Source organism: Psychrobacter sp. YGAH215, from assembly GCF_007280595.1.
In the GTDB taxonomy this organism is placed as follows: domain Bacteria; phylum Pseudomonadota; class Gammaproteobacteria; order Pseudomonadales; family Moraxellaceae; genus Psychrobacter; species Psychrobacter faecalis.
This window is the reverse complement of sequence record NZ_VKLR01000017.1, coordinates 64,436-77,267: the sequence shown is the minus strand read 5'-3', so window position 1 is coordinate 77,267 and position 12,832 is coordinate 64,436. Positions and strand designations below refer to the sequence as shown.

Sequence of the window (12,832 nt, the reverse complement as noted above, 5' to 3'; positions counted from 1 at the left end):
GATAAGACCACATATAAAGGGTCATATGAACGCTATATCGATACTCATTGAAGCGGTCATAGCGATTTATCTACTTTAATAATAGGTGATACTCTTTGGAATATTTTGAAAGACATGAAGGTGGCGAGCGCGCCATTATCGTCCATTTAGACATCCGCCAAATTCAAGATCCCGATGATCTAAATGAATTTGAGCTACTTGCAGATTCGGCAGGCGCTGATCGCTTGGCACTGGTCACAGGCTCACGCTCGCGTCCTGATGCCAAATACTTCGTTGGTAGCGGTAAAGCACAAGAAATAGCCGAATTGGTGCGCGAATACGACGCCGATATCGTACTTTTCAATCACAATTTATCGCCATCGCAAGAGCGTAATATCGAAGCTTTGGTACAATGCCGCGTGCTTGACCGCACCGGCTTAATTTTGGATATTTTTGCCCAGCGCGCCCGTACTTACGAAGGTAAACTGCAGGTTGAGCTTGCGCAGTTAAACCACTTATCGACACGATTGGTGCGTGGTTGGACGCATTTGGAGCGCCAAAAAGGGGGTATTGGTCTACGTGGACCCGGTGAAACTCAGCTGGAAACGGATCGCCGCTTATTACAAGTGCGTGTCAATCAGCTGAAAAATAAACTGGAAAAAGTACGCCAAACCCGTGCCCAAGGTCGAGCGCGTCGGCAAAAATCAGACGTCCCGACCATCTCGCTCGTCGGTTATACCAACGCTGGCAAATCAACTTTGTTTAATCGCTTGGTCGATGAAAATATTTACGCTGCCGACCAATTATTTGCCACCCTTGACCCGACCTTGCGCCGTCTTGACTGGCAAGGAGTTGGCCGCGTGGTTTTGGTCGATACCGTGGGATTTGTCCGTCATTTGCCACATGAGTTGGTCGAGTCGTTTCATGCCACACTAGAAGAGACGCTAGAAGCCGACTTACTACTGCATGTCATTGATTCATCGAGCGAAGACATGCACGAGCAAATTCAAGCGGTAAAAAACGTCCTTGCTGAGATTGACAACGATGTGCCCGTGCTGAATGTTTATAATAAAATTGACTTGACCGATGAGCCGGCACACATTGGCTATGCAAAAGAAGGTCAGCCAAATCGGGTATATGTTTCTTCGCGCCAAAACCTAGGCATGGAAGAGTTGTCGCTTGCTGTACAGCAATTATTGACGGGCAACTTAACTACTTTTGATTTGACCCTACCGTATAATGCCGGTCAATTTAAAAATACCTTGTACGAGCTTGGCGTCATTTTGGAAGAAAGCTATGACGATAATGGTCATGAGCGCCTAACCATTCGCTTGCCAAGTGATAGGCTCAAACAGCTATTGGGACAAGCCAATTTAAAGCCGTTAGATGTATTGCCATTAGCGCAAGCGACACTACTAATGCCGATACTTGAAGAGTTTGAGCAAAAAAATGAGAGTATGGATGAAGCCGCGTCTTTAACGCCAGAGGAAGAAGATGCCTTTGTTGAATTTGAAGCGTTAAACTCTGCTACAGAGAAATCTGATTCACAAAGTTAAACAGTCTCGTTGCCAGTTATTTAATCGGGGTGAAGTTAAAAAGGACGCTATCAAATGATGGCGTCCTTTTTTATATTTGTAGCATATAAGGGGTAATGGACATTTATGATATAGTCAAAATATCCTAAAAACGCGACGGTATTGCTGATATCAGTTTTTTGTAGCCTCTATCTGCGCAGGCACAGCAAGCAAGAAAAATTGATATCAGCAGTGCGTGATTTATTGATATTACTTTTCACTCACTATACGAGACATTTAACAACAGCTTAATAGCAGCAATCTGCGCTTAGGCTTTATTAGTATGGCTACTGCCTATATAATCAGCTTTTGCTGAAATGCTTTTATTGACATGCTTTTGTTAACACATTGGCATTAAACTCTCTTTTTTAGCATATTTCCCTTTTTATACCCGACTTGGCTAGGATTGCTTATGAGCTCTACCTCTATTTCTAACACGCCTTTATGGATGGGGCTAATATTGACGCTGATTATGGTCGTGGTGGTTCGTGAGTTAGCAGTCGTTGTCTGCCAATGGGCGGGCATTGAAAAAGCAGCCAATATCGTCGGCCTGTTAACGATGTTTATTATTTTAATTGTTTGGCGAGTGGTAAAAGGTCTACCGCATTGGCTAACCCAAGCAAGCAACACCTTACTGGTCGATAGTGGGTTTGCTTTTTTGCCCGTTTCTGCTGGTGCAGGTTTATTGCTATTTGCGCTAGGTGATGAGTTTTGGGGCGTGATGCTGACTATGATTATCAGTACCCTTATTCCGCTTTGGGGACTGGCTATCCTTGCCAATCGCTCGCTTAATAATAGCGATAATACAGATGGCAGTCATGATGACAATATGAATATGACCAACAAGCACAAGGGACAGCATTAAGCTCTGTTAATAAGGCAACGTTATGAGTTTTGATAGTGTGTTTAGCGCAACCCTTGCTGCGATAGTATTAACCTTGGCCGCCCACGTTATTGCCCGTGTCCTTGCGCGCAAGCTGTCATGGTTGCCGATGGTCATCACCGCTTTGGTCTTAGTACTGCTATTTTTATTTATTTTACAATGGGATTACAATCATTATTACAGCGTGGCAAAACCGGTATTTGATCATTTATTAGGCTATGTGACAGTATTATTGGCCGTGCCATTGGCGGCGATGAACTTTAAGGGTTTGCCAGTTAAAAAGCTGACCATGATTGTGGCACTGGCGAGCGTGGTTGGCGCCTTGCTACCCATGTCACTGGCCTATTTATTTTCGCTTAGCCATGAGACCATTTTGGCATTTGCGACGCGCTCGGTGACTACACCAATTGGTCTGAGCGTCGCCGATTTGATTAAAGCACCGATGGCATTAGCAAACTTAATTATTATCGTTTCAGGTCTAATCGGTGGCACCTTAGCGCGCTTTTTATTTCGCGGTATTGATGACGACCGCGCCAAAGGCCTCGCGCTAGGATTGGCAGCACATGCTTTTGGTACTGTAGAAGCATGGCAAATCAGCCACACTGCCGGACGCTATGCCGCCTTTGGCCTAGCGGTTAATGGCTTAGTTACCGCTGTCTGGGTACCTATTTTTATCAGTGCCTTATCGGTTTAAAATATTTTACCTTCCGTTTAAAACTCCTAAAGCCCATCCTTCTTGTTGGGCTTTTTCGCCTATATGAATTGTATTTGATAGTATTTTTAACGTGGTTCGCTAATTCCCTTCATAGCAAAAATCACGTCTTAAGCCTTGCTGTTATATACCAATTAATCATCTTTATTTTATTACTATCTTGATTTTATTCAGCTTTTTTACAAAATAAATGGGCTTTTGACCGCGCGTGCACGCATTCAGATGTGGCAAAAACTTATTTTGTGTTATAGTAAGCAACTATTATTTTTTGTATCTATTGCAAGTGGTTTTGTTAGACGTGAATTTGTAGGTAGCCTATTTGAGCGCTATAAGATCCTACAGACGCGATAACCGCTTTGATGCGCAACCTTACGCGCTTATAGACAAAGCAATTTGCTCTTACTTAATAAAAAGCGATAAACCTATGATAACTATTGCCCCTTTACTGACGCGCTGCTTGTCACCCCTTTTACTCTCTGCCATTGCTTTATCTAGCCTACCTATCGCCGCTCAAGCGGGAAACATGTATATTTATAAAGACAAGAGCGGCCAAGTTCTGCTTACCAACGTCAATCCTAGCGGTAATTTTGATAAATTTAATAAAAAAGTAAAAACCACCTACTATAAAGATTCAAGCGCCTACAATGCGGGCAGCAGCTATAGCAATGATTACGGTAGCAGCACGGCGAGTAGTAGCGGCAGCCGTAACTCTTACGACAGTTATATCCGCGCCTCGGCTGCCCGTCATGGTATCGATCCTGGCCTTATGAAAGCCATGATGCATACGGAATCGGCGTTTAATCCCAATGCACGCTCACCTGTTGGCGCCCAAGGCTTGATGCAGCTGATGCCAGCAACGGCGCGCCGCTTTAATGTCAGTAATCCGTGGAATCCTGCTGATAATATCGAAGGATCAGCGAAATATATCGCTTGGCTGATGAAACGTTTTAATAATAACGTTGAGTTTGCGGTGGCAGGTTATAATGCTGGTGAAGGGAACGTCGATAAATACAATGGCATACCCCCGTTTAAAGAAACGCGCAACTATGTCAAAAGCGTCATGAGTCGCTATCATAGCTTATATAAGAACGACTCAGCGCTATCGGGTAATACCATGAATGCCAATAACGCTACGGGCACTACCAATGGCGGCGGCGTACAAAACGTCAGTTACGGTACCAGTAGTAATGGCAACAGCGCCAGCTATGCCAATTCCGCTTATTTAGCGTTACGTTAATATTGACGTTTAAGCTGGTAGTTGCAGGTAACCTGAAAATAAGTAGCCTAAAAATAAATAAATGAACCTTTAAAATGCTTAGCTTTTAAAAGTTACAGACACAAAAAAGCCCGTTAATATATAACGGGCTTTTTAATATCTATATGATGTGCTCTATACGATTTAAAGCTTACTTGTTCGCCGCTTGCGTGGCAGCAACTTCAGCAGCAAAGTCTTCTTGCTTCTTCTCGATGCCTTCGCCAACTTCTAAACGTTTGAAACCAAGAACTTTTACGCCTTCAGATTTTAATACGTCACCAACTTTTTTCTCATTGTCCATAACGTATGGTTGACGTAGTAAGGTTACTTCGTCTAGGTATTTGCGCAAACCACCTTCGATCATTTTTTCAACAATATTGTCAGGCTTGCCAGATTCTTTCGCTTTGGCTTCGATGATGTCTTTTTCGCGTGCTAGTACATCAGCATCTACGCTTTCGTCATCTACTGCAACTGGGTTGAACGCTGCAATGTGCATGGCAAGGTTTTTACCAGTTTCTTCGCTGCCGCCTTCATAAGATACGACCACACCGATACGTAGGCCGTGACGGTATGCAGCGATGTTTGCACCTTCTAGTACTTCAACGCGGCGAATTTGAATGTTTTCACCGATTTTTTGTACTAAAGATACACGCGCTTCTTCAACGGTTTGATCATCGCTATAAGACAATTCAGAGATAGCAGCAACGTCAGTGACATTGTTTTCTAGGGCAAGATTGGCCACTTTTTCTGCAAATGCAGTGAAGTTTTCATCTTTTGCAACGAAGTCAGTTTGGCAGTTTACTTCTAGCAAAAATGCTTTGTTGTCACCTTGAGCGATGATGATAGCGCCGTCAGCTGCGATGTTACCTGCTTTTTTAGCCGCTTTCGCTTGACCAGATTTACGTAGGTTATCAATGGCAACTTCGACATCGCCGTTTGCTTCTTCTAACGCTTTTTTGCATTCCATCATGCCAAGACCAGTACGGTCACGCAATTCTTTTACCATTTTGGCAGATATTTTTACTTCTGACATAAGAGTTACCTTTTATGATGTAGGTGAGTATTGTTATGTAAGGGAGTGCACGATATCTAAACGCGCTGACATTCTGGCAATAAGTCAGTGATGCTCGGCGCGCTAATAATAAGGCATGACGAGTAAAACTACATCATGCCTATTATAGATTTCCATAAACTTTATGCGATTAATAACCTTATATGGCTGCTAATAGCTAAACTATCAAGGCATCCTTACAAAGTTAAACCTTATCGCTTAGCCATTACTCTGCTGGGGTCGCTGCTTCTTCAGTTTTCGCATCAGCTGCCGCTTCAGTGGCAGGAGCTTGCTCAGCATCTTGTGCTTGGTCAGCTTTACCGCCTGCTTGAGTTTGCGCGTATTCTTTACCAGCGATAATCGCATCAGCAATAGAAGTTACATACAAAGTCACAGCACGGATAGCGTCATCGTTAGCTGGAATGATGTAATCAACGTTATCTGGGTTTGAGTTGGTATCAACGATACCGATAACTGGGATACCTAGATTTTTAGCTTCTTTGATAGCGATTGCTTCATGGTCTACGTCTACGACGAAGATTGCGTCAGGTAGGCCGCCCATGTCTTTGATACCGCCCAATGAACGCTCAAGTTTTTCCATATCACGAGTACGCTCTAATGCTTCACGCTTAGTCAGCTTAGCAAAAGTACCGTCTTCAGATTGTTTTTCAAGCTCTTTTAGGCGATTGATTGACTGACGTAGGGTTTTCCAGTTAGTCAACATACCACCTAACCAGCGATGGTCAACGTATGGCATGCCAGCGCGTTGTGCTTGCTCGCGGATAACGCCGCTTGCTGCGCGCTTAGTACCGACGAATAACACTTTGTTTTTCTTAGCAGCTAGGCCGTTTACGTAAGTCAATGCTTCGTTAAACGCTTTTACTGTGTGCTCTAAGTTGATGATGTGAATCTTGTTACGGGCGCCAAAGATGTATGGACCCATTTTTGGATTCCAAAAACGTGTTTGGTGACCAAAGTGAGCGCCGGCTTGTAATAAGTCGCGCATTTCGATTTTGGTTGGATTGTTTGAAGCCATGTGAAATTCCTATTGGTTGGGTTATGCCTCCACATCACAAAAACTGCCTATCTAGCGACACGCATTTGCTAACGGTTGGTGTTTATTAGAACAGCACTAACTTTTTTGCAAATTAATCAAGTCGCCAAACACCCAGCAATTTTTTGCCATGATGTGTGTGTCATTGTTTGATGGGTTGATTTAAAAATTGAGCTATGATTTGAAAGTTCAGAATAATACTGAATGATAAAAATAGCTGGGCTGTATTTTACCATATAACGCTTAGCGACTGCTAGCGCTATTATGCATCGCTACCCTTCAATCACTCCGCAGTATCCAAATCCAAATCACGGTCTATCTGCCAAATTAAATACGCCCCCAAACTCATGAGTACAAAGAGTGCAATACCGATTTTTAACACTGGATTGAGAGGAAATAAGTTTAATAATAAACCGCCAAAAATACCGACCGAAAACATCAATGAGCCTTGCAAAGCACTGGCCATACCCGCACGGCGTTTTTGAAAAGCAAGTGCAATCGCCGAGGCGTTTGGCTGCGTCAGACCTAGGCCCGCAATACAAAAGAAAATACAGGCCAAAACTAGCGGCAACCATGCATCCGTACCAAAAATAATACCGGTTACAAACAGTGCCGCAGCTGAGATGACTTGCATCATCGCGCCAAAACGTAAGATACTTAAGATACGAAAACGATTGGTCAGCCATTGATTCAGCTGCGTCAAACCTACAAACCCTGCCGCATTCATCCCAAATAACCAACCAAAATGCGTGGCTGAGACGCCATAGGTATCCATGATTAATTCAGAAGCTGAGCTGATATAGACAAACATCGCGCCCATTAATAATCCACCGCCTATCGCTGGATAGTTAAAGGTCGGGTCTTTTAATAAATCCCAATATTGACTGAGCACTTCTTTGGCAGGACGGACGTTACGGTTTTCTTCAGTCAAGGTTTCAAAAAAGAAAAACTTGGTCAGTAATAAATTTAACGCCCCAAAGGCGGCCAAAAACCAAAAAATAGAATGCCAACTAAAGAACTTTAAAAATAAAGCCCCAAGAGATGGCGCTAAGATCGGCGCTAAACCCATGACCAATATCATAATCGAAAAGGCTTTGGCGGTTTGTTTGGCTGTCAGGCGATCACGTATTGCTGCACGCGTCACAACCGCTCCCACGCACGCGCCGAGCGCCTGAAAGGTTCGGCCGATAAACAATACGTATTCATTATCGGTCGTCGCACAGACAATCGAGGCAATCACATATAAAATCATGCCCATATATAACGGTTTGACGCGACCGACGCGATCACTAAAAGGACCATAAAATAGCTGACCAAAAACCAGACCTAAAAAATAGGCTGGCACAGAGTTGGCCATAAAGGCGGTCGATACGCCAAAATCCTCTGCCATCGACGGCAATGCTGGCAAATACATATCAATCGATAATGGCCCGACTGCCACGATAAGCCCAAGCATCATAATCCATGCAACGGGCAAATCCGCAGAGCGCACTCGGTCAGCAGCATTGGGTTTATTGGGCAGGGAGGGTTTTGGAGCAGACATAATGAGACCATATGATAGAGGAAGGATTATTTTATTATTGATACGTGGTTTGTTGGGTAATTTTAATCGACTTTTATTACAGAACAAGCCTTTTAAAAATACCGTCTACGAACAAGCAGCAACGCAAACACAGCAACGCAAACAGATAAAAAAAACAGATAGTGCTATATTGCACTATCTGCTTGTAATTCAATAGATGCTTGATGTGAATAAAATAAACCTATCTCACTCAAATACAGTTGCAAAATATTGCTGATTTTTTAACGGAATTGACGTTTGCCAAAAGCGGTACTGGCTTGCTTGGCTTTTCTAAGTGCCAGTTTACGGTTACGACCAAACATCATTTTTAACTGCCAAAATTTTTCTTTATATAGCGTTGTAGCTGGCTGGTCAAACATGGCATTGATAACGCGTTTGCTTGCCAGCACTGCATCGGGTGAGCGCTCAGCAAACTCGGTGGCAAGCTTTTGCGCCTGCTCAAGCGGCGTCTCACTACAATGGCTGACCAAGCCAAGCGCTTTGCCTTCCTCGGCATTGATGGTACGCGCGGTCATTGCCAGCTCTTTTAAGACATCAGCGCGTACGACGCCAAACCCTGATTGCGTTAAGCCCATATCAGGTACCAGTCCCCACTTGGCTTCCATAATAGACAATTTACACTCAGGATGGCTGATACGTACATCACAAGCCAGCGCCAACTGTAAGCCTGCGCCAATACAATAGCCTTCTAGAACCGCAATCACTGGTACAGGCACTTCACGCCAAACCAAGCAGACACGTTGGAATAGGCTTTGCCAAGGTTTAACCAGCTCCCACAGCGCAAACGCTTGGTTTTTAGGATGGTTTAAATCGCCCAAATCGATACCAGCACAAAACGTGCCTTCCGCGCCGTCAAGAATCACCGCGCGTACCGCTTTATCTTTACTGATACGCCCTGCGACCGCAATTAACTCTTGCACCACTTTAAAGCTCATGGCGTTCTTTTTTTCCGGTCGATTAATGGTCACCGTTATTATATTGTCAGTGGCGCTGACCTGTAATGTCTCATACTGATACGTGGCAATAGCGTGCATAATCATCCTTAATAATAAATAAAACACTTAGAGAGTTTGTTAATCCGTTTAATATTAACAGCCTTGCACTCGCCCTTCATTATCAATAACTGACTACTAGGGTATCGTTTATACTCAGTGGTTTTATGATTATCAGCTTTAAATCATTTTCCATGTCATATCATTTTCACTTAGACGATGATAATTAAGCTGCGGATACGCCGATAAATCGAGGGTTTGTAGATTGTTTAACGCCGTCAATAACGCTTCATAATAAGGCTCTAACATCGCAAATTGGGCGGGCGTGGTATGTTGAATATTCAATAAGCACTTATCCTCTAGGTCTTGGCTGGCCTGACGTAGTTGCGGCACACCGGTATAGCGACTGCCACCCAAGATACGATGAGCAATTTGCGCCAGCGCGCTGCGGTTACGAGTGTCCCATGCCTGCATCAATGCTTGCTTTTCATCATTGATGGTATCAAGCATCATAATGATGAGCTTAGCCGCTAAATCGGGTTTATTGGCTGAGCGCGTCAACGCATCTTGCCAATTTAAAATCTCCGAGGTATCAAGGGCATTTGCGCCCAAGTCCGTACTACTTTGCCCGTGTGCAGTATTTACTGCTTGCTCATCTTTAGCACTCTCTGGCATTTGATAAGGCAGATAAGATAAGGGTGCTTGCCCCTGCCCTTGATAATGCAGATTCTCATAGTGTGGCTTTTCATAGCGTGGCTTCTCGTAACGTGGTTGGGTTTCGCGCGGCGTCTCGCGTCTATATTCTTCACGCGGCTGACTGTCACGCAAATAGTCATCGCGGATTTTCTTTAATGATAAGGGTCGGGTAATTTTTGCCGGACTCTTCACTTTAGCAACAGCACTGGCATTGGCGATACGACTATCCTCGTTATCTTTGAGCAAAGGATAAGTTGGGGTTGTCACATCTGCATAAGACGTCAAGGCGTTTTGATTCACCTCACTTTGTAGGTCAGAGCTAGGCAAATTAGAGCTATGCAAGTCAGAGCTGTATAAGTTATCGCTATGAATGGTGGTTAATGGCGGCACTGAGTCGGTACGGCCAAGCCATTTTTGCAGCACTTGTAGCAACTGTGGCTGGCTAATGGGTTTGCCAACATAGTCGTTGATGCCGCTTGCAATCAGCTTATCGCGCTCATCGGCTAAACCATGGGCCGTTAAGGCGATAATCGGAATATGATGATCAGGGGTTTCGATATTACGGATTTGCCGCGCTGCTTCATGCCCTGACATACGCGGCATTTGAATATCCATAAATATCAAATCGATACTGTTTTTGTGCGCCGTACTACCTTTATCATCTGTTGTAGTATCGTCAAGATGTAATGGATTAACCGCCGATTTACTAGCATCATCACGCGCTTCGGCTTTAGATATTTGAGTTTTTTTCGACAGACTTTGGCTGTCAGCTTTAGTAGTTTTGATATGCTTAGTTTGCTGTTTACTGATGATTTCTATCGCATCAAAACCGCTGCTGGCGGTAATGACATGGATGCCAAGTTCACTTAGTAGCGCATCAAGCACCAGTAAGTTCGGCAGATGGTCATCGACAGCCAAGACGGTCACGCCCTTCCATCGCGGCTCTTGAACGCCACTCGGGGCGTTGCGTTTTTGCGTATCAAGCATGGCATAGAGCTGTCTTTTATCTAATGGTTCATACAAAATATTGGCATGATAACGATTGAGCAGTGCTTGGTCGGCGGCAACTTGATAGCCAAATACCGCCAGCTTTCCTTGATAATGCAGACGAATCTGTTTGAGCAGCGCCATCATATCGTCTTGGGTATCATCATCAACGATAACCCAATCCCAATAATTGCCGCGCTCCTTGAGCGACTCAAGTACGCCCGGTAAAGAGTTTGCTTGGCTCAGGGTAATCGGTAAATGTTGTAAGCTGGCTTTGAGCACCTGTATCGACGCGGTATGATTGATCCAAACCAGTACATTAAACTCGTCTGTATCGCTGGCAAGTGGCGCGAGCACGGGCAACTCAATCGTTTGCCCAGTTGCCGCCTCTAAGACATCGACATGGGCTGGCATTCGAAACCAAAACGTCGCTCCTTGATTAGAGATGTTTTCTTGCACATTGTCATAAAAGCCAATGTCGCCACCCATCAGCCGCGTTAACTGCTTGGAGATGACCAGACCCAAACCGGTACCGCCGTATTGCCGCGTAATCGACGGATCGCCTTGGCTAAAGCTTTGAAAGAGCATTTTTTGGTCAGATAATGAAATCCCTTTACCGCTATCTTGCACGCTAATCATCAAATAATTGTCGCGATGATCGTCTAAGCTCACGCGTACAACCACGTCGCCACTATCGGTGAATTTAATCGCATTACCGACGATATTGGTCAGTACTTGCTTGAGGCGCAACGCATCGCCGTTGATGCGCATCGGCACGTCGTTATAAAACAGCACCGCCATGCGCAGACCTTTTTCAGCAGCAACCGGCGATAGCATATCGACCACGTCATAAATGGTGTCATAAAGGTCAAACTCGTGACGATCAAGAACCAATTTACCCGCTTCAATCTTAGAAAAATCCAAGACGTCGTTCACTAGCGCCAATAGATGCGCCGACGATTTACGGATGGTTTGCACGTACAAATCTTGTTCAGGATTGAGCTCGCCGTGACGCGCCAGCAAATTGATAAAACCATCAATACTGTTTAAAGGCGTTCGCAATTCATGGCTGATATTGGCCAAAAACGCCGATTTTGCTTGGCTGGTTGAAATCGCCGCATCGCGCGCATTACGGATAGAGATATTCTGCATTTCCATCTCATCAAATGCCAAGCGCAAATCATCTTCGGTCTGCTCGGCATGATCTTTTAAGTCTTGGAAGCTGGCATGGAGACGACGTAAGGTCCTAACCAGATCTTGCTGTAATAAATTCAGCTCACCATTTGATTCAACCGGAATAGGCTGATAAAGATTGTCGACATGGGTACGTTGTAATTGCAAACGCAGCTCGTAAATCGGCGCAATCCAACGTTTTGAATAAATATTTAAGCTCAATAACAAAATCAAAATCGTAAATAAACCCGTAATCGCGAGCGCCATCGCGATACGATAACGGGCGATATAAAGCGGCTCATTATCCATATCAATCATGAGCCACAATTGCTGCCCGTCAAATTCTCCCAAGCTATTGCCATAAGCGGTGCCAATGGGCGTTGGTTGTTGCGATAAAAAGCGCTCTGCAGATTCTATCAGTGGCCAAGCTTCCTCAGTGCCATAACCGACGCTTGCTAACACTTCATTGTTTTGATTGATAATTGCAATACGCTGGACATGCTGCTCGGACTGCATACGCCCGAGCCTATCTTGAATACCTTCTAAGGCTGTTATCGCCGGTTGCGGGTTGTCCGCTGCCTTATTTTTATCATCGCTATTCTCTACCTGTTCTTGCTCTAATAACTCAGGAACCAACTCCGCAATCGTTGGCGTATAACGAATCAGTACCGCCTCTGCTAACGCCTCTTGCTCTGAATTACTGGCACGCATGGTTTCGTAAAATACCAAAATGCCACCGACCGCTGCCAATAAACAAATCGGCAAAAACACCAATATAATCAGCTGACCATAAGCACTACTGGTATCAAAACGTTTTTTGTAAGCCATGCTGGGTTTACTCTCCACTGATTTTGGCGCTAAATGCTATTGCTGATGAATGCTATTACTGACAAA

9 protein-coding genes are annotated in these 12,832 nt (G+C 44.4%); 4 read left to right on the top strand and 5 right to left on the bottom strand.

All coding sequences use genetic code 11. The features are described from left to right. Positions 1-95: 95 nt before the first annotated feature. The 4 genes from hflX to FOR85_RS08480 all read left to right on the top strand — a co-directional run bounded on the left by hflX (position 96) and on the right by FOR85_RS08480 (position 4,385). On the top strand, positions 96-1,535 hold the full coding sequence (gene hflX / locus FOR85_RS08495) for a ribosome rescue GTPase HflX (protein WP_144297567.1): 1,440 nt from the start codon (positions 96-98) through the stop codon (positions 1,533-1,535). A gap of 430 nt (positions 1,536-1,965) precedes the next feature. After that, positions 1,966-2,418: a CidA/LrgA family protein gene (locus FOR85_RS08490; RefSeq protein ID WP_144297566.1), complete on the top strand. Its 453-nt coding sequence runs from the start codon at positions 1,966-1,968 to the stop codon at positions 2,416-2,418. Between the two features lie 22 nt (positions 2,419-2,440). Further along, positions 2,441-3,130: an LrgB family protein gene (locus tag FOR85_RS08485; protein WP_144297565.1), complete on the top strand. Its 690-nt coding sequence runs from the start codon at positions 2,441-2,443 to the stop codon at positions 3,128-3,130. Positions 3,131-3,572: 442 nt separating this feature from the next. After that, positions 3,573-4,385, top strand: a complete 813-nt coding sequence (locus FOR85_RS08480) for a lytic transglycosylase domain-containing protein (RefSeq protein WP_144297564.1) — start codon at positions 3,573-3,575, stop codon at positions 4,383-4,385. Between the two features lie 169 nt (positions 4,386-4,554). Here the strand turns inward: FOR85_RS08480 and tsf are convergent, their stop codons facing one another. The 5 genes from tsf to FOR85_RS08455 all read right to left on the bottom strand — a co-directional run bounded on the left by tsf (position 4,555) and on the right by FOR85_RS08455 (position 12,766). After that, a complete protein-coding gene (gene tsf, locus FOR85_RS08475; protein WP_144297563.1) occupies positions 4,555-5,436 on the bottom strand; it encodes a translation elongation factor Ts in 882 nt (293 codons plus the stop codon). Between the two features lie 244 nt (positions 5,437-5,680). Further along, a complete protein-coding gene (gene rpsB / locus FOR85_RS08470; RefSeq protein ID WP_068403976.1) occupies positions 5,681-6,490 on the bottom strand; it encodes a 30S ribosomal protein S2 in 810 nt (269 codons plus the stop codon). Positions 6,491-6,791: 301 nt separating this feature from the next. Then, positions 6,792-8,051 (bottom strand): multidrug effflux MFS transporter, encoded by a 1,260-nt coding sequence (locus tag FOR85_RS08465; protein WP_144297562.1) that lies wholly within the window; start codon positions 8,049-8,051, stop codon positions 6,792-6,794. A 260-nt stretch (positions 8,052-8,311) separates the two neighbouring features. Beyond that, positions 8,312-9,124 (bottom strand): crotonase/enoyl-CoA hydratase family protein, encoded by an 813-nt coding sequence (locus FOR85_RS08460; RefSeq protein WP_144297561.1) that lies wholly within the window; start codon positions 9,122-9,124, stop codon positions 8,312-8,314. Positions 9,125-9,262: 138 nt separating this feature from the next. After that, complete coding sequence (locus FOR85_RS08455) at positions 9,263-12,766, bottom strand: ATP-binding protein (protein ID WP_144297560.1); 3,504 nt, start codon at positions 12,764-12,766, stop codon at positions 9,263-9,265. Positions 12,767-12,832: the final 66 nt, after the last annotated feature.